The organism is Peribacillus sp. RS7 (assembly GCF_041956845.1).
Classification (GTDB): domain Bacteria; phylum Bacillota; class Bacilli; order Bacillales; family DSM-1321; genus Peribacillus.
Genome location: NZ_CP168135.1, coordinates 2303574 through 2323070, shown reverse-complemented (window position 1 = coordinate 2323070; position 19497 = coordinate 2303574). Strand labels below are relative to the sequence as shown.

The window sequence follows — 19497 nt, the reverse complement described above, 5'->3', positions numbered from 1 at the left end:
GTTTATTTCTCTGCAACCATCTATACTGTGACCTTACATACCAATAGGTCTAATACGTATCTTTCGTATCATTATATCCTTTTTTATAAAAAGCATCTTAATGGAATATCACCAAGTTGACTTCACAATTTCCATTATGCTATTATATAACCAAGTAATATAATCGGAATAGTTAATTTTATGCTTTTACATGCTAACTTTAAATAAAACTTAGCTAAGGAAAAGGAGATGGGAATATGACAGCAGCAATGGTAATACCAGGTGCGGAATCTTTTTTCATACCCGGCAATTCCATCGGCATTCTTATTTGCCATGGTTTTAATGGAACACCACAAAGCGTAAGGTATTTAGGTGAAAAATTCGCTGCAAAAGGCTTTACTGTCTTCGCTCCTAGACTGGCAGGCCACGGAACGGATGAATATGAGATGGAAACGATACATTATCAGGAATGGATAAAAGATGTAGAAATGGCCTATGCAAAATTAAAGCGTACATGCACCCATGTATTCGCTATTGGACAATCAATGGGAGGCGCCCTTGTCCTGGATTTGGCGACAAAAATGGCTTGTGATGGAATTCTCACCATAAATGCCGCTCTCGAAGTTCCTGAATATGAAATATATCGGAACCAGTCGGTTCCACGCTTCATTCCTGAAGGTAAGCCTGACATAAAAGACAATACAACTAAAGAAATCACATATAATCAAGTTTCGTCAAAAGCGATTAATCAATTGCTTGATATAATGGAACATACCAGTCAAAAACTTATAGAGGTTTCGTGCCCCATACTTCTCTTCCATTCTCCAGAAGATCACGTTGTACCAGACTCTTGCTCCTATCAGATTTACGAAACTGTCATGTCCGTTGATAAGGAGATGGCGCCCCTTGAAAATTCATATCATGTGGCCTCGTTGGATCATGACAAAGATCATATCATTGAACGGTCATACCAGTTCATTCAAAAGTTAAGTAAAAGGGCAATAATCGCTTCTTAAACTCCTTTTCCTCCATATAAATTATGTTTACCCCTACACTCCATGGGTATATATAGTATATAAAGAAAAAGGAGGTAACATAATGAGCGGTTTATCAGACAAACTAAAAAGCACTGTAAATAAAGTTAAAGGTGAAACGAAAGACCAAGTCGGAAACGCGAAAAATGATCCTCACTTACAAGCAGAAGGTAAAGTCGATAAATTAAAAGGCAATCTCCAAGATGGCATTGGTAAACTGAAAAATAACCGTTAATTGCAATGCTGGATACTTCATTCACTCAATACTCTTAATTTGAACATTTCAATTCAATAAAATTGACCCCCCTTAAATAGAGAAGAGGCGGCAGATAATCTGCCGCCTCTTCTCTATTTAATTTGCTTGAATAACCACGACACACATATCATCAGGTTGATCTTGCTGCATTTCCGGGGACATCAATAAATCAATAGGGGGAGTTTCTTTGCAATCAAACCATCTCGTTGAGACCGCTTCTCGTATTTGGTCGAGCCCTTCCGTCCCTTCTCGATCTATAGCTTCCATGACTCCATCCGTAAATAGCATAAGCTGAATCTTCTCTTCATAATGAATGATGGATTTCTCTATTTTCATCTCGGTGAAAAAACCGACAGGACATGTCCCTTTTGAAAGTGAGACCACTTTTCCATCATCTAATGAAGCGAAGCCTGGAGGATGTCCGGCATTCACATATTCCACTGTCTTTTGCTCTGTATCAATGATCATATAAATCGCGGTAAAATAATAATGCACTTGGTTTTCTTCTTTATTAAGGGTACTCATCCAGCGATTCATTTCGTTTATTACTGCCACTGGATCTGTATGTGTCCTGATGGCATCTCTCAAAACGGAGGAAATGAACATACAAACAAGTGAGGCTGATATGCCATGCCCCATCATATCCAATAGGATGATCCCATACCGATTTTCATCAATGCGGTGCCAATAATACATATCCCCTGCTAATTTATTCGCAGGTAAGTATGATGCTCTAATAGTTAAGTGGTCATTTAAAATGGGCTCACTTAATAAACTGCTTTGGACCTGCATGGAGAGATCCAATTCGTTGCGAATTTTTTCATCCTGCATTTTATGCCAATCTTTTTCATATTTAAGTCTTAACCCCACACGAATTCGCGCAAGTAAATCTATTTTATTGATAGGCTTCATTATATAATCAATCCCGCCCACATCAAGTGCCTCGGCCACCTTGTTTGAATCTTCAAGAGCGGTCACAAAAATAACGGGTATATCTTTAAGGTGAGGAATGCTTTGAAGTCTCCTGCACGCCTCTATCCCATCGATCTCCGGCATCATGATATCAAGCAGAATGATATCAACTGAAGTCTCTTTAGGTTGCGGACTATCCACCTGTAAATATTCAAACATCTCAACTGCTGAAGTTAATGATAGAAAATCCGTATAGCCAGCTCGCTTTAGAATTTTCTCTATAACGAAAAGGTTAACCTGGTTATCATCTACGATTAAAATCGTCATTCTTTCATTCCCCTTTTGGCTTATATCGAGCGACAACATTTATCTTCATTATATGGATCAGTACTTGATTAAAGCTCCCATAACAGGGATTTTTCCATTATATTATAACGAAGTTCGGTCTCTTTTAATAATAATAAACCACTATAGCTGTCCTGCATGGAGACCAACTCATTATTTATACCCCTTCCTCAGACACCTTAAACATAAAAATGCAAAAAAACGAAAAATAAATTATATGCTCTAAATTAAAAAGAAAGAGTCCGCAAATATGCGAACTCTTTCTTTTTACAACTTCCGGTAAATTCGTTCCTTTGAGTCAAATTCCTCATAATCTCCCGAAAAGGATGATGTATGAAGTGTTTCCTTACTACCAACTGCAAGAAAACCGTCTTTGCTAAGACTGTCATAAAACAACTGATTGACATAGGTCTGTAATTCACCAGTAAAGTAAATCATCACGTTCCTGCACATGATGATATGAAACTCATTGAACGAACCATCAGTAACTAAATTATGCTGGAAAAACACAATGTTTTTAAGGAGACTCGAATCAAGATAGGCATTTTGGTAATCGGTCGTGTAATACTCCGAAAATTCTTGGTTACCGCCTGCATGCAGATAGTTTTTCGTATAAGACTGCATTCTATTTAAAGGTAATATCCCTTTTTCCGCATGACGGAGGACTTCATCATTCATATCAGTGGCATAAATCCTCGCCTTATCATATAGTCCTTCTTCCTTGAGGATGATCGCCATGGAAAAGGCTTCTTCACCGGTCGAACAGCCCGCATGCCAAATTCTGATTTCCGGAAGGTTTTTCAGGAGCGGAACGATATTTAAACGAAAAGCTTTAAAGAAATCCGGATCGCGAAACATTTCAGTGACATTTATTGAAAAATCTTTCAAAAGCTTCTCGACATACCCTTTTTCATATAAAACCATTTCTATCATTCCGCTAATCCTGCGAATATGGTCCAGCCTCATTCTATTTTCAACTCTTCTTTTTATAGAAGAACGCATATACTTGCGAAAGTCAAACCCAGAAACGGAATAAATGGCCTCTAACAATAATTCGATTTCTATATCTTCTCTTTCTTCAATCGTTAAAGTATCCTTCATGCAAAACCTTCCTTATCCGTACTATCAATCATTCAATTAATTAGTCAACCATACTCTTAGGACGGATAACAGCTGATCTAATTTTAATGGCTTGCTGACATAATCGGAAGCGCCAGCCTTCAGGCATTTTTCCCTATCGCCTTTCATCGCTTTGGCCGTTAGCGCGATGATTGGAAGATTCTCGAATTTACTTTGCTCACGAATTCTGGTCATCGTTTCGTAACCGTCCATGCCTGGCATCATGATATCCATCAATATTACATCTATATCGTTTCCTTTTTCAAGGAGTTCCAAACATTCGTACCCGTTTTCAGCTGTAAGGATTTCCATCCCCTCATGCTTAAGGGCATTTTTCAGTGCAAATATATTACGGTGGTCATCATCGACGACCAGCACTCTTTTATTGCAGAATGGTTTTGTCTTATTCTGATTTTCTTCATCCATTATTACTACATCCGGTTCTTCCTGACCGTCAAATGGTGCGGCAGAATCATCGTGGCTGGCTGCTGCCACTTCTGGAGAAGCAGCTATTGCTTCGCCTGCATTTTTGAAGCCCTCCGGCATGCTCGGAATAAAGAAAGTAAAGGTACTGCCTTGCCCTTCTTCACTATCTACGATGACCCATCCTCCTAGAAGTTTGGCAAACTCCCGGCAAATCGATAGCCCAAGTCCTGTACCGCCATATTTTCTCATTGTAGCTCCATCACCTTGCTGGAACGCTTCGAAGATAAGTTTTTGCTTATCTTTTGAAATTCCGATGCCCGTATCCGTCACCTTAATTTCAACCCAATTGCTAGCTCCTTTTGTCTGTATCCATTGTGCTACATTTTCTTCATCAGCTTTTTTGATTTGGACAGACACAGAACCCTTTTCTGTGAATTTAAATGCATTGGATAATAGGTTTTTCAAAATTTGCTGGAAGCGCTGTTCATCCGTAAAGAAAATATCCGGTACATTTTTATCTTTTTCTATTTTAAAGTCAATGTTCTTTTTCTTTGCTACATGATCGAAGTTACGGTGTAATAACTCGGGAAGTTCACTCATATTCATTTCGTCAAAGACCACTTCGAGCTTTCCGACTTCAACTTTCGATAAATCCAAAATGTCATTGATCAACGTTAATAAATCTTGACCTGATGAGTTAATGACACGAGCGAATTCCTGTTGCTCTTCATTTAATTTACTATCATTTGGATCGGAAAGCATTTCTGATAAAATCAAAATACTATTGAGCGGCGTCCGCAATTCATGGGACATATTTGCCATGAACTCCGATTTATATTTTGAACTTAACTTCAATTCTTCCGCTTGTTTTTCAAGATTTAATTTTGTGACTTGAAGCTCTTTCGATTTTTCTTCAGTTTCACGATTTCTCTCTTCTAATTGTTCATTGATCATTCTCAACTCTTCAGCCTGTGTTTGCAGTTCCTCTGATTGGGCTTGCATTTCCTCTGACTGTGATTGCAATTCTTCCGATTGAGCCTGTAACTCTTCGGTCTGTGCCTGTGATTCTTTCAATAAACGCTCTATTTCCATCCGACCCTCAACATTATTAATCGTGATGCCCAGAGTATCAAGAACCTGGTTCAGGAAATGTTTTTGCAACTTCGTAAAGGTCTCCAAGCTTGCCAGTTCAACCATCGCCACAACTTCATCCTCAAAAACGACTGGCGCGATGGCAATGCTTTTCGGGCTTACTTCCCCTAATCCTGTTTTAACCAATTGGAAATCTTCAGGGATATCTTCAATGACCTTCGATTTCTTTTCAAGGGCGCATTGTCCGATCAAACCTTCGCCCATACGGAATTCACGTCTGCCTGAGTCTTCGCCGTCTCCCGCAAAGCTGGCAAGTTTAACAAAACGCATATCCCTGCCCTCACCCCGTTTGACGTAAAAAGCTCCAAGTGAAGCTCCCATCATCGGTGCAAGCCTGGTAATGAACCGGTCAGCAAGAACTTCCACATCAACAATGCGCTGATACATGGTAGCTATATCTGCAACCCGGGTCTGGATCCAGTTCTGTTCACTGATCTTTTCAGTGAAGTCTTTCTCTTTTTGATTATAGACTTCAAGCGATTCCGCCATATCATTGAACGATCTCGCGATATCACCAATTTCATCAGTAGTCCGAACCGGAATTCTTGGTACGACCGATAAATTTTTAAAATCGATGTTTTTGATGACCTTCGTAATGGATTGCAGATCTTTCGATGTACTGCGGATCATCCAAACAACCGTTACGGAAATAACCAAAATACTGAGAATAACCGCGAAAATCACAAAACCGATCATATCCTCATAGGTTTGTTTTGAATTTTTTAAGGTATCTTTCATGACACCTTCTTGGTAATCCTTAAAGTCATCCATCGTACTGATGACTTTCGTACGTTTTTCCCTCTGGTCGTCCATCAGGCTTGAAAGATTATCCGAAGAGTTTCCCGATTTTATCTTTTGGATGATCTCAGCCTCCGTTATGGAGTAAGAAGCATATTGAGTCTCGAACTCTTTCAATAATTGCTTTGCTTTCAACTTATTTAACGTACCTGATAAACCAGCAATTTTTGATTCAATCAAACTATGATTCTCATTGATGATTTCGAGGCTCTCTGCTCTTTCTTCTTTGTTTGCGTCATTAGCTGCAAACAGAATCTCACGGTCCGACCTTGAAAAAAGCTGACGGATTTCCATCGAAGCTTGAACTTTTTCATAACGATTTTCAACTATTTCAGTCATGCTGCTCTTTAAATTGTTAAGCGTGACCATCATGAAAGAAAGTAAAATAGCCAAGAAAAGCAAGATTAAACCAAACCCCAACATTTGCTTCTTCTTAAAACCCATTTTCCCGCCCACCTTCAATACTTATTTATAACAGCCCGAAATAAACGGCATTGCAAAATAAATCTTAATACTATCATTAGCTTTTTAAGAATTTTCCTTATGTCATAAAATGATATATGGATAGATTCATTACTCAAAATCAATTTTAACATTTTCCAATCTAAAATGCTTACCTACAGTGTTAATTTAAATGAATTCATTTTCCAATTAAGTAGCAGTCTGCCTTTTCCATTGTTTTGAAAACCAAAGGCCATTATTCGAACCGCGAAGCTTTTTTTATCAGTATTAATACATAATAAAAACCGAAAGTTTCCACCTTCGGCTCTTATTGTAATCCTTATTATTTTATCTTCTTCACTTCCACATATAAAACATGGTGGCCGTCCATTTCCTTTACAGTAAATTCATATCCGGCGTAATCAATTTTATCCCCGACGGCAATCTCAAATCTGCCTGTCAGGAACCATCCTCCCAATGTATCGATATCTTCCTCTGGCAAATCGATCGCAAGGGTATCATTGACATCTTCAACCAATGTTTTTGCGTCGAATACATAATGTCCCTCATCAATTTTTTGAATAAGCGGACGTTCATCCTGATCAAACTCATCCCGGATTTCCCCGACGATTTCTTCAAGGATGTCTTCCACCGTAACAAGACCTGCAGTTCCGCCATATTCATCAGTCAAAACGGCCATATGGATCCGTTCTTTCTGCATTTTCAGCAGCAGATCATGAATGGCAATCGTTTCAAGAACGCGGATGACTGGTGTTACAAAGGAATCCACCGTCAAAGCTGTTACATTTTCTTCTGTAATCGTAGCTGTATAAAGTCGCTTGATATTGACCATTCCCACGACATTATCTTTATCACCTTCTATGACCGGGTACCTTGTGTATTGTTCTTCTTGAATCAGTTCAACAACTTCCAATAATGGCATGCCCTTTTCGATAACTGTCATTTCCGTACGCGGAACCATGATCTCATTGGCAATACGCTCATCAAATTCAAATATCTGGTTCACATATTTATATTCCGATTGGTTAATCTCACCGCTTTTATAGCTTTCCGATAAAATGATGCGCAGTTCTTCTTCAGAATGGGCCATTTCAGACTCAGAAGCAGGCTTTAATCCAAATATGCCTGTTAGGAGACGGGCAGAACCATTCAGTAACCAAATAAATGGGTACAAAATACGGTAAAAAAGAATTAACGGCTTTGCAAAAAGCAAGGTTACCTCTTCTGCCTTTTGAATCGCAACTGTTTTTGGTGCCAATTCCCCGACTACAACATGAAGGAATGTTACAGAACCGAATGCAATTACGAAAGAGATGATGTGACCTACAGATTCCTCTAATCCCCATTTATGGAACAATGGTTTTAAGATCGCTTCTACTGTCGGTTCACCCAACACCCCTAAACCTAAGGCGGTTACTGTAATTCCCAATTGACAGGCCGATAAGTACTCATCGATATGGGATGTCACTTTTTTGGCTGCCAGTGCATTTCTATGCCCTTCTTCAATCAACTGATTGATTCGGGAACTTCTGACTTTCACGATTGCAAATTCCGATGCAACGAAAAATGCGGTTAATGCTATTAATACAGCTACTGCTAATAATTTTATAAAAATCTCCAATATGTGCGGGTTCACCATGTATAGTGCCTATCCTTTTGATTAGACATACACGGTTTAATCCCAAGCACCTCCTGTATAAATGGTTATTTTCGTTTCACAAAGCGATTTCTGACATGAACCAAAACCATTTAGCCTATATCGTTAATATGCACCTTTGTGAATAAAACTATAGGGAATAAATTTCAATCATACCAGCAACACTAGTAATGATTGGATCAAGGCCATGCTTTCACGGGATATCTGTTTTTTTAGAAGGAGCTCATTTTTTTCATCCTTTTTGATCAAGCTGATGACTTCCTGAAGCTCCTCGTTCAGGCCATCCATTTTGTTCTTCAGTTGAAGACCCGTTTCCTCAATTGCTGATGAGGCTTCCATGTCCTGTTTAAATATTTCTTTTATGTCTTCCAATGAAAGGTTCTCTCTTTTATATCCCTCGATACGGCGGAGCCTTTCAAGTTCACCGACTGTATAATAACGGTAATTAGAGGCGGAACGTTCTGCTTTAAGCAGGCCTAAGTTCGTATAATAATCAACGGTCCGTTTCGTAACATTCGCCATTTCCGCCAACTCGCCAATCTTTAAAGTCTCGTTCCCAATATAACCCCTCCAAACCGTCACGTGATGGTTTAGGCAAACTAAAAGTATGCCTTTTCCGCCATGACGTTTTATTCTATTCCCTAATCGTACATCATTTTTATAGAAATGAAAAATATATATTATTGGATAAAAGGATATTCTCATCTTTACCCTTCATTGGAAAAACAAAAACCGATTAATTGAATAATCGGTTTAATTTATGATTTAATCATCATTCTATTTTTTTGTTTTAACTGAGAATTGATTGCTCAATATCTTAGGACCGCATTGGCATAGGGAAGAATGCTTCAGCTTTTTTATTGGTGTTCCGCATGTTTCACAGACTTTTGCTACCATATATACTGTCCACCTCACTTTAACTTCTTATTATACATATTATATTACTTTGATATTATAATCAATACTAAATTAAAATAATTATTAATAAGAAGAGTCTTTGGATCTTCACTTGTTTTAATTAGCATCCCTCTTCACAACTAATTAAAATAAGGATAAACTGTAATAAAACATATCAGGAAGGTTGGTATTTGATGACGAGTGAAATTCGAACTATTCCCCGTCCCTTAGTACGTACGAATCAATGGATCATTTTGTTAAGCGTAGCCACTGCCTTATTAACGGGACAAATATGGATCTTAGCGATTCCTTTAGCAGCGGGACTTTTAGGTCTTTTCTTTAATTTCAATCCAGTCATGCGTCTCGCAAAGCTATTTCTGAAAAAGAAGCCCTCCGATTATATTCCTGAAGATCATTCACAGCAACAATTCAACCAGGCCATTGCAGTCGTTTGCTTAGGACTTGGATTGACTTCTTTTTTACTGGGTTTGAATGTTATCGGTTATATATTCACTTTGATGGTCGGAATGGCATCTCTCATAGCCATTCTAGGATTCTGCATCGGCTGCTTTATCCTTTATCAATGGAAGCAATATTCCTATCGCCGATCTCTTCGCTAAAAAGTGCACATAATGGGACTGACTAGCGTCAGTCCCATTTTATTATTCGGTTGCACGTAAGGAATTACTCTTTTTAACCCAAATAGTGGCCAATGCGATCAATAAAATTAAAACAGCTTGCGGCACCAGCGTTTCCATTGTTGGATAAAGACCTATCGTTTCTACAAACGGGAAGGTGCTGATCGTATTTGTCTGTATAACTTGCGAAACCTGAAGTGAATGGATAGAGACTCCAAGAATCTTGAAAGCCAAGGCATATATGAATATCGTTGCAACTTTAAAGAATAGGGTCATCGGTAATTTCACACTGTAGCGCAGCATGATGAAACCAATTACCACTAAAATGAGGAAGGCAAGGAAAATTCCGCTCAACAGCTGCTTTAATTCCATATAAGGAGCCATTCCAGCATAAAAGATAATGGTCTCCGCACCTTCACGGAATATCGACAGAAAACTGATTAAAGCGAAAGAGATGATGCTTCCCGTCGCAATGGCTTGGTTCATTTGCTTGCCGATATACCGGTTCCATGCATGAACATTCGATTTACTATGAAGCCAAAGGCCAATTGTCAACATCATAGATACTGCTATTATTCCAGTGATTCCCTCAATATATTCCCGGCTTGACGCAGCCGTGATCTGGGAGAAAACGATATTGATTATGATTGCCAATATGCAACTGGCAACTAAACCCGCACCACCCCCTGTCCAAATCCATTTTTGTTTGTCCGCTTGCCCGATTTTCTTTAGGAAAGACAGCAATGTAGCTACAATCAAGAGTGCTTCCAACCCTTCCCGTAAAAGGATCAGAGCTGCATCCCATGTTGTATAACCCGTATCCTCAATTAAAGGGAGTAACCTTGTGTTTAAATCGGATACGATTCCCTTTGCTTCATTCGCCTTTACCTTTTTCGATTGCAATAGGCTGATTGCGGTCGGGACTTTCGTTTCCATATCGCTGTAAAGCTTGCTGTCCCTTGTGGAAACCTCCCCTTCTACATTAGGCCAAATTGTTAAGATTTCATTTAGCTTATCAACGGCAGAATCGATTTCATCCTTTTCAATATCCGTTGCACTTCCTTGTAAAAGTTCTGTTACATCCACAAGTGAATATGTGTTCTTCTGGCTTCCTACTTCAACTTTACCAGCAAGGAAATCCTCGATTAGACCCTTCAATTCAGTTAGATTTCTTTGGGCTTTTTCCGGATCAGGTGGGTCTTGGGTAATCGCTATCCGCACAAAGGCCATTTTCGTTTCAAACTCACCATATGTAGCAACACTTTTCTCCCTGACAATGACCTCTGCATCGGTCCATTGATTCAGGAGATTGGTATATTGAACTTTAGCTTGATCAAAGTCACCTTCATTTATCAAAGCTTCCAACTTATCTATTAAAGGAAGTATTGCTTCTAACCGTTCTTTATAGTCCGTATTATCAACAGGGTTTTCGTTTGTATCATAAATAACAAGAGTACTTGATAATGCCGATAATCGCTTTTTGATTTCATCTGTGGAGGCTTGGTCGCTCACAGCACTTTTTACAGCGGATAGCTTCTCGTCGACTTTCCTCGCACTCTCGCTGTCCGTTTTTATCGTTTTCCAATCTTGCTCGAATAGATCAATATTTTTCGATACTTCCTCAAGGTCGCCTGATTTTACCTTCATTAAACTATCGCCGATATAAACAAAAAGCTGATCATGGTTTTCACCCGCCGCAACCATCCTTATATCAGTTGAAAGAAATAAAAGGCTGACGACTAAAACCAATATCCCACTCTTCCATCTAGAAACGGTCATACTGGTACCTCCTTATTCATGAACTAAAATCGCCAACCGGATAATATCCATGCTGGCGATTTTCATGTCCTCATTTGTAATTCAATTTAGCCAAAAAGGGAATCGCCAATATAGCCACTCTTTTTCACGCCTGGTAAACAAGCGAACATGGCACTGCCCCTGTGAACGATATATTCGTTGAGCTTATCATTTTTCGCCAGTCGCTCCTGTATGGGAATGAATTGTTTACTTGGGTTTCGCTGATAACAAATGAATAGCAGGCCGGCATTGAAGCTTCCTGTTTTGGGATCCATTCCATCTGCATATGAATAGGGACGCCGCAGTATCTTTGCTTTTCCGTCCCCCCTGGATAGACTCATATGCGAATCTTCTGGAATGATCCGATTTCCATTTGGGTCTTTAGCTTTCAGATCAACGCTATCAAACTCATTCTTCATTCCTAGTGGAGCTCCACTGTCTCGATGGCGGCCAAACGTATTTTCTTGTTCTTTCAATATTGTGCGGTCCCAAACTTCAATGTACATCTGGATTCGGCGCACCACCATGTAACTGCCTCCAACAAGCCAGTCAGGTCCGTCCTCAGCCTTCACCCAGACATGCTCATTCATTTCACTGTCATTATTCGTATCCGGATTGACAGTCCCATCCTTAAACCCGAATAAGTTCCGCGGTGTCGTTTTTTGTGTATCGGCTTGCTTAGTACGTTGAAACCCTGTCTGTGCCCAATGAATGATCGTTTTGCCTCTTCCGATTCTCACTAAGTTCCGAACGGCATGAAAAGCCACTTGAAGATCATCTGCACATGCTTGAATACAAATATCCCCGCCGCTCCATTCATCTTCTAACGCATCTAAAGGGAATTTGGGCAGGTCCTTTAATTCAGCAGGTCTTTTCGATTTCAAGCCAAATCGATCTTTGCCATCCTTCGAAAATAGGGTCGGACCCACTCCAAAAGTGATCGTTAAATTGGAAGGTGATAATTCTTTCGCTTCCCCCGTATCTTTTGGGGGCATATTCGTATTAAGAGATGCTTCACCAATCAAATTTCCCGCTGTCATCTGAGCCGCAGCCTCTGTCCAATCTTTAAACAACTGGATTAAGTCGGACCTTTTTTCTGTGGTTACTTCCAATGATGCGAAATAAAGGTTATCTTGCGCTTCAGTGGTGATACCAGCTTGATGCGCTCCATAAAAAGGAACAATATCCTTAGTTTGTCCCTTTGCCTCTTGTTCAGTAAGAGAAAGCAGCCCTCCAAATCCAGATGCTCCTATCACGACTCCGATTCCACCGACCCCTGCCGTTTTCAACACATTTCGACGACTCACCTTTTTTGTAAAAAGCCCGGTTGCATCTTTCGGCGTATTTTCTTTCAATTATGATTCCTCCGTTACAATCCCTATTTGCGAAAGTGGTTCAGCTAATGCATCAATTGCTTGGCTTAACTCTTTGACTTCAGATTCTTTTAAATCCGTATATGAGATGTAGCCATTCCCATCTTTATGCTTTTCAAGCAAACCGTATACATCGTCAAAACGTTGTTGGATTTCCGCAGCAAGCTTCGCATCCTTTTCTTTTAGCGCAGGAGTAAGCAGTTCATAGATCTTTTCTGCACCTTCAACATTTGCAACGAAATCATATAAATCGGTATGGGAGTATCGGTCCTCTTCTCCTGTAACCTTACTGGTAGAAACTTCATTCAATAAATCCACCGCACCCGTGATCAACAAATCAGGTGTTACCTTAACCGTTTCAACTTTGGCTCGAAGCAAATTGACATCACTCATTAATTGATCTGCATACTTTTCGTATCCCTTTGTTGTATTTTCTTGCCATAGCCCCATTTCAATCCGATGATAACCGCCCCATTCTGCATCTTTGACATCCCCTTCACGCGCATCGATTTTGGGATCAAGATCCCCAAATACTTCAGCGATGGGTTCCGCTCTCTCATAATGCATGCGGGCTGGTGCGTATATCTCCTTCGCTTTTTCAATATCACCGGAAGATACTGCCGTAGTGAATTCTTCCGTTGCGTTCACGAACTCTTCTATTTCACCAATCGCATATTCCCGGTACTCGCTAGATACATCATCAAGCTTACTCGCACTAGCTTCTTTGGCGTTATCGTCAGCCGGCTTGGCTTCTTCCTTTTCCTGCGCACAGCCAAATAATAGGCTGGTTGATAGTAAGACTGCTAATGACGCCTTTGCTTTCTTCATTTTGTATTCTCCCTTTGAAATGATTTGTAGATTCATATTAGCAGATACTGATAATCATTATCAATATATATTTTAATGGAAACGTGACAAATTCATTCTCTTTATAAAAATTCAACTATATCCCTTTTGCTTTCGTAGGATAAGTAGCTCCCAGCTGGCTAAAAATAAAAAAGGCAGCCTACATATCAGCTACCTTTCACGCTCACTCATTAACTTGTCATTTTCTTTGTCCATGATTTTTGTGATATCCTCCACAAATTGATTGATCAATATTAGCTCTTGCTCATTATAAGCGGAGCATAACTCCTTGGTGGCCATAGAGAGCGATTGATAGTGCGATTTAATCTGTTCCTGCCTTTCGGGTATCGGTGCAATCATTACCCGTCTTCCGTCCAATTGATCTCGTTCTCTTTTAACATAACCGGATTTCTCAAGGCGATTGATCAGTGCTGTAACCGATCCCGTGCTCAATCCTGTAATTTTGGATAATTCACCAGCGGTAATCGGTCCTGTTTCATTCAATATTTCAGCACTCTTTAAGTCCGTATGGGACACCCCTATTTTATGGGCCATATTTTGTTGAAATAAAACGGATCTCATTCCATACCGCTGCAATCTGTGTGTTAAACTCTCTAACAGTGCTGCATTCACCCTATTAACGCTTGACATAAAATGCCACCCCTTTTACACTTAAATTTATCTTGATTTTCAAGATAAATGTTTTGTTTCATCTTAACGTTTACCCTTCAACCATGTAAAGGGAATTCATGAGCTGGTTGATACGAAGGAGGAAAATAAATGAACGTTCAAAAAAAACAAAAATTCATTGTTGCCGGTTTACTATTGGGTATCTTGATGTCAGCAATGGATAATACGATTGTTGCGACTGCAATGGGAACGATCGTTTCTGATTTAGGTGGATTCGATAAGTTTGTATGGGTGACATCTGCCTATATGGTCGCTACGATGGCAAGTATGCCGATATTCGGAAAGCTTTCCGACATGTATGGAAGAAAGAGGTTTTTTATTTTTGGACTTATAGTCTTTTTAATCGGTTCCGCTTTATGTGGCATGGCTCAGAGCATCGTGCAGTTAAGTATCTTCCGTGCAATCCAAGGGATAGGCGGAGGCGCTTTGATGCCTATAGCCTTTACGATCATTTTTGATATTTTCCCACCTGAAAAACGCGGAAAATTAACGGGCCTATTCGGCGCTGTATTTGGAGCATCAAGCGTATTGGGACCACTTTTAGGTGCATATATTACTGAATACTCCAGCTGGCACTGGATTTTCTACGTCAATGTTCCGATTGGGATCATTTCTTTATTTTTCATCTGGAATTATTACAAGGAGTCACCCAACACCCAAGAGCAAAAAATTGATTGGGGTGGCGCAGCAACTCTCGTCATTGCGGTTATCAGCTTAATGTTCGCTCTCGAACTAGGCGGGGAGTATGGCTGGAGTTCCTCTCCTATCATAGGTCTGTTTGCCAGTTTTGTGGTTTTCTTCGTTTCATTTTTCTTTTTCGAAAAAAGAGCTAAAGATCCAATCATTTCATTATGGCTATTTAAAAGGCGATTATTTGCCACTTCTCAGATTTTAGCCATTCTTTATGGCGGTACATTCATTATTTTAACCGTCTATATTCCGATTTTCGTGCAGGCAGTTTACGGTGGTTCCGCAACAAATGCCGGATTGATCCTAACTCCCATGATGCTTGGTTCTGTATTCGGCAGTGCAGTTGGCGGGATATTCAATACAAAGACAAGCTTTCGCAACTTAATGACGATTTCCGTCATCTGTTATTTTGCAGGTATGCTTTTATTAGGGACCATCACCCCTGATACCAGCAGGACTTTATTAACTTTGTACATGATTTTGACTGGGTTTGGCATGGGCTTTTCCTTCTCCCTTTTGCCTATTGCGTCCATTCACAACTTGGAACCTAGATTCCGGGGGTCGGCCAACTCAACAAACTCATTCCTCCGTTCTTTTGGGATGACACTCGGTGTAACGATTTATGGAGCGATTCAGAACAATGTATTCACAAGTAAAATGACGGATGCGTTTAAAGGAATGCAAAGGGGTCCGGATATAGCCGGGTTGATGGAGGACCCACGACAGCTCTTCCAATCGGACGCACGTGCCGAGATTCCGGACTTTATCCTGGATAAAATCGTTCATGCGATGTCCGATTCGATATCATTGATATTCACCTTGGCTCTCATTCCGATCGGTCTTGCAGCAATCACTGTGTTCTTTATGGGAAAAACAAGAGTGGAAACACCTTCGAAAGAGGAATCATTACAATAAATAAAAGCGCTGGAATTCCAGCGCTTTTTGTTTTTCTATATAGGAGGTAAAGTTTGCCGAAAAATCATTCCACTACTAAAATATAAGTAACACATTCACATACCGAGGTGAGAAGTTTGAAGATCGTATGTTTTGGAGACAGTTTAACCAGAGGCATTTCTTATGTTAAGGGCCGCCTTCGCATTATTAAAGAAAATTATCCGAACTCTTTAGCTAAGCTAACAGAATCTTTGCCATTCGTGGAAGTATTGAATAAAGGGGTTTTCAATGACAATTCCGACCTGTTGGTTAGCCGGATCGAGAAAGACGTCATGTCGGAAAATCCCGATATCGTATTAATAGAGGTCGGTGGAAACGACTGTAACTTCCATTGGGACGAAGTAGCTAAGAATCCAGAAGGTGACCATGAGCCTATCGTTCCAATCGAACGCTATCTGGAAAATATCACACAACTTGTCAAGCAGGTTCAGGACAAGCATGTAACACCTTTCCTTTTAACTCTCCCACCGCTGGATCCTGCCAGGTATTACAGAGCTATCGCTGATAAGTTCGGTCATTCGATCGGGCATTTCGTTTCACATGTCGGCGGTATTGAACATTGGCATGGGATGTATAATCGCCAATTGAAAAACCTTGCAGAGGAACTAAAGGTGCCTTTGATTGATGTCCGTTCCTATATTAAATCCTCCGGCGACTTGGATCGCTTGATTAGCGATGATGGCATCCACCTCACTTCCGAAGGGTACCAGCAAATGAGCATGGCCATATTCAGTGATTTACAGAAGCATATGGCAGAGGAAATACTTCCTCAGCCTTAAAACAGTAAAAAGGCAAAGCATGGCGCTTTGCCTTTTTGGGTTTTACAGACTTTTCACTTCCACGTTTTCCGGGAGCTTGAAAGGGTTCTCGGTATTGATCCGGTCATAAAACATCATCCCGTTTAAATGATCTAACTCATGTTGAAACACGATTGCAGCAAAGCCCTTCAGCCGCATCTCTATTTCCTCACCATTACCATCCACCGCTTTAATTTTAACTCGTTCATAACGCGGTACATATCCTTTAATATCACGGTCGACAGAAAGGCAGCCTTCACTTTGAGGTAAATAGATCATTGTCGCAGAATGACTGATAATTTTCGGATTCACAAGGGCATATTCAAACAGCTTCCCCTTTTCGTCTGGAAAATACATGACGAACATGCGTTTATTCAAGCCTATCTGATTGGCAGACAACCCAACGCCTTCACGCAAATTGTACTTCTTTTGGAGTTTTGGGTCCTGGCTATTTTTCAGGTATTGCATCATGCATTCCAACGTTTCACGATCTTCATCCGAAATCGGCAGGCTGACTTCATCCGTTACCTGACGCAGAATTGGATCTCCTTCTCTAACGATATCCTTCATCGTAATCATATAGTCTTTTATAAATTTACTCATAGAACTTCACACACTCTTCTACCATTTTATTTTTTCATGACTTAGACCATTTCACTTTAGCATTTCGCATTTAAAAAGTCTAATATGCAGGTTAGATAAACATCGGACTTTATCCTTTGAATTTTCATAATAAATGGTATTTTTAGATTTTAACATTATTTACCTAAATTTTAAGGTATAAAGACCTATAGATTACACGTTTAAAAATTTTATACTGGATATATACTCTTAAAGGAGATGAAATATTGAACTCTAACTCTAAATTAGTTTCGAAGTTACTGCCGTTCTTGACGGCTTTCATTGTGATAATTGCTGGAATCAGTTGGTATGTTGTTACTCAGTCAAAGGATATGGTCATTCCTTTTTCTTCCGTAGAAAAGACGATTAAAGCTCAAAATGGAGCCCTTGTCACCATTGAAGAAAAAAAGAATGGCACTCTTCACATCTCCACACCAGATGGAGAATACGTTTCTAATATCCCTCCCAACAGTCAAATGATCAATAAACTTGTCGAAACTTATAACGTTCAATATTCTTTTTCATCAACTAATAAATCAGCATTATGGATTTTAGGCGGATTAATGGCAGCTCTCGTCGCAACCGCTGTAATTATACAGAAAAGATCAAAAGGCGGATTACGGGTCGGCAGCAAGAAACAAAGCCTTTCCAGCCCTAAGCCTCTACCAGAGATAACCATGGATGATGTAGGCGGTTTGCAAACCGAAATCAAACAGGAAATCCTACAGACACTCACTACACTAAAGGAACCTGAACGTTCAGCTAAAATTGGAATTAAGCCGCCTCAAGGCATTTTATTATACGGCCCCCCAGGAACGGGGAAAACGTTGCTTGCACAGGCAATTGCAAAAGAGCTTGGTGCAAATTTCTTCTCGACGAGCGGTTCAGCCTTCAACGAAATGTTTGTTGGAGTCGGTGCAGCCCGTGTCCGCAGCCTTTTCCAAAATGCACGTAAGCAATCGCCTGCTGTCATATTCATCGATGAAGTGGACGCGTTGGCTGGTAAAAGGAAAGCTCATGGCGGCGAAGAAGGCGAAAAAACGTTAACTGAACTGCTTGTGCAATTGGATGGAGGCCATCCAAACGAAGGCATTTTATTCATTGCAGCGACCAACCGGAAAGATATGCTCGATGAGGCATTTCTACGTCCGGGCAGGATAGATTTCTCTTTCCAAGTTCCACTTCCAGATACCCAAGGAAGAAAGGAAATCATCAATATCCATACGAAGGGAAAGCGTCTAGCAACAGATGTACTTTCATCATTGGATGAATTGGCTGAAAGTACTTCCGGCTTCTCCGGTGCTGACTTAAGTTCTCTATTCGATACAGCCTCACGTCATGCCCTGAGGAATGAACAGGAAATGATTCGTAAACAGGATATTGACTATGCCATTGACCGTACGATTCTTGGAGCCACATCACGTACCTTGAATGATGTGGATACGAAGCGGCGTGTGGCCATCCATGAAAGTGGACATGCCCTGATTGCAGCTCTGACAAAGCCAGGTTCCGTTCGAAAGGCGACCATCATTCCTCGTGGGGAAGCCCTTGGATATGTAGCGCCTATACCAAAAGAACTCCATCTGGCAACCGCCAGTGAATTGCTTGATCAAGTCAAAATGATCTTAGCAGGTGGTGTGGCTGAAAGAATGTATTTAGGGGAACACAGCATCGGTGTAGGCGGAGATGTCCAACAGGCGAAACATCTACTTGAACAAATGGTCGATACCGGAATGCTTCAAGACGGATTTACCCTCACCTTTAATAAAGGCGAGAGAGAGCAAAGGATGCAGGAATTATTCACTAAAGCGATTCAGGAAACGGAAATGTTGATTGATTCGAATCGCCAACAGTATGAAGAGCTCGTTGAAGAGTTATTGAAAAAAGAGACACTCGAGGGATCAGAAGTTCAGCGTATCGTTGATGCTTCAGAAATAACCACCATATGCTCGAATGCATAACGTGTTTAAAAGACTAATATTATGTTTAGAGCCTGTTCGAATCGAACAGGCTCTTTTTTATATATGGTAGTGAGCCGCAAAGCCAATCTTTAA

General features: G+C 40.3%; 16 protein-coding genes. 6 read left to right on the top strand and 10 right to left on the bottom strand.

Features of this window, described 5'->3' with window-relative positions; translation table 11 throughout:
- The first annotated feature begins 236 nt into the window (after window positions 1-236).
- Window positions 237-995 (top strand): alpha/beta hydrolase, encoded by a 759-nt coding sequence (locus ACDZ29_RS11910; RefSeq protein ID WP_375090898.1) that lies wholly within the window; start codon window positions 237-239, stop codon window positions 993-995.
- Window positions 996-1077: 82 nt separating this feature from the next.
- Window positions 1078-1248, top strand: coding sequence for a CsbD family protein (locus tag ACDZ29_RS11905; protein WP_289318736.1), 171 nt, complete (start codon window positions 1078-1080; stop codon window positions 1246-1248).
- Between the two features lie 117 nt (window positions 1249-1365).
- Here ACDZ29_RS11905 and ACDZ29_RS11900 read toward each other — a convergent pair whose 3' ends face one another.
- The 5 genes from ACDZ29_RS11900 to ACDZ29_RS11880 all read right to left on the bottom strand — a co-directional run bounded on the left by ACDZ29_RS11900 (window position 1366) and on the right by ACDZ29_RS11880 (window position 8722).
- Window positions 1366-2508: a PP2C family protein-serine/threonine phosphatase gene (locus ACDZ29_RS11900; RefSeq protein WP_370013634.1), complete on the bottom strand. Its 1143-nt coding sequence runs from the start codon at window positions 2506-2508 to the stop codon at window positions 1366-1368.
- A gap of 285 nt (window positions 2509-2793) precedes the next feature.
- Window positions 2794-3627 (bottom strand): protein-glutamate O-methyltransferase CheR, encoded by an 834-nt coding sequence (locus ACDZ29_RS11895; protein ID WP_289323400.1) that lies wholly within the window; start codon window positions 3625-3627, stop codon window positions 2794-2796.
- A 36-nt stretch (window positions 3628-3663) separates the two neighbouring features.
- Complete coding sequence (locus ACDZ29_RS11890) at window positions 3664-6465, bottom strand: response regulator (protein WP_375090897.1); 2802 nt, start codon at window positions 6463-6465, stop codon at window positions 3664-3666.
- Window positions 6466-6805: 340 nt separating this feature from the next.
- Entirely contained in the window at window positions 6806-8104 is a 1299-nt protein-coding gene (locus tag ACDZ29_RS11885) for a hemolysin family protein (RefSeq protein WP_370013632.1), read from the bottom strand.
- A 186-nt stretch (window positions 8105-8290) separates the two neighbouring features.
- A complete protein-coding gene (locus ACDZ29_RS11880; protein ID WP_289323397.1) occupies window positions 8291-8722 on the bottom strand; it encodes a MerR family transcriptional regulator in 432 nt (143 codons plus the stop codon).
- Window positions 8723-9231: 509 nt separating this feature from the next.
- On the opposite strand from ACDZ29_RS11880, the gene ACDZ29_RS11875 reads away from it, so the two are divergent.
- Window positions 9232-9657, top strand: coding sequence for a DUF4395 domain-containing protein (locus ACDZ29_RS11875; protein ID WP_375090896.1), 426 nt, complete (start codon window positions 9232-9234; stop codon window positions 9655-9657).
- A gap of 42 nt (window positions 9658-9699) precedes the next feature.
- Here the strand turns inward: ACDZ29_RS11875 and ACDZ29_RS11870 are convergent, their stop codons facing one another.
- The 4 genes from ACDZ29_RS11870 to ACDZ29_RS11855 all read right to left on the bottom strand — a co-directional run bounded on the left by ACDZ29_RS11870 (window position 9700) and on the right by ACDZ29_RS11855 (window position 14342).
- Window positions 9700-11454, bottom strand: a complete 1755-nt coding sequence (locus ACDZ29_RS11870; RefSeq protein WP_375090895.1) for an FTR1 family protein — start codon at window positions 11452-11454, stop codon at window positions 9700-9702.
- An 86-nt stretch (window positions 11455-11540) separates the two neighbouring features.
- Window positions 11541-12827, bottom strand: a complete 1287-nt coding sequence (gene efeB, locus ACDZ29_RS11865; RefSeq protein WP_370013629.1) for an iron uptake transporter deferrochelatase/peroxidase subunit — start codon at window positions 12825-12827, stop codon at window positions 11541-11543.
- Window positions 12828-13673: an iron uptake system protein EfeO gene (gene efeO / locus ACDZ29_RS11860; protein ID WP_289333693.1), complete on the bottom strand. Its 846-nt coding sequence runs from the start codon at window positions 13671-13673 to the stop codon at window positions 12828-12830.
- A gap of 189 nt (window positions 13674-13862) precedes the next feature.
- Window positions 13863-14342 (bottom strand): MarR family winged helix-turn-helix transcriptional regulator, encoded by a 480-nt coding sequence (locus tag ACDZ29_RS11855; RefSeq protein ID WP_289323392.1) that lies wholly within the window; start codon window positions 14340-14342, stop codon window positions 13863-13865.
- A gap of 129 nt (window positions 14343-14471) precedes the next feature.
- Here ACDZ29_RS11855 and ACDZ29_RS11850 point away from each other — a divergent pair, with 129 nt between their 5' ends.
- Together ACDZ29_RS11850 and ACDZ29_RS11845 are read left to right on the top strand one after the other, a co-directional pair.
- On the top strand, window positions 14472-15986 hold the full coding sequence (locus ACDZ29_RS11850; protein WP_375090894.1) for an MDR family MFS transporter: 1515 nt from the start codon (window positions 14472-14474) through the stop codon (window positions 15984-15986).
- 116 nt (window positions 15987-16102) lie between these two features.
- Window positions 16103-16804 (top strand): SGNH/GDSL hydrolase family protein, encoded by a 702-nt coding sequence (locus ACDZ29_RS11845; RefSeq protein ID WP_289318724.1) that lies wholly within the window; start codon window positions 16103-16105, stop codon window positions 16802-16804.
- 42 nt (window positions 16805-16846) lie between these two features.
- Here ACDZ29_RS11845 and def read toward each other — a convergent pair whose 3' ends face one another.
- Entirely contained in the window at window positions 16847-17425 is a 579-nt protein-coding gene (gene def / locus ACDZ29_RS11840; protein WP_061461156.1) for a peptide deformylase, read from the bottom strand.
- Window positions 17426-17670: 245 nt separating this feature from the next.
- Between def and ACDZ29_RS11835 the strand changes: the two genes are divergently transcribed.
- Complete coding sequence (locus tag ACDZ29_RS11835; protein ID WP_375090893.1) at window positions 17671-19404, top strand: AAA family ATPase; 1734 nt, start codon at window positions 17671-17673, stop codon at window positions 19402-19404.
- The last annotated feature ends 93 nt before the right edge of the window (window positions 19405-19497 follow it).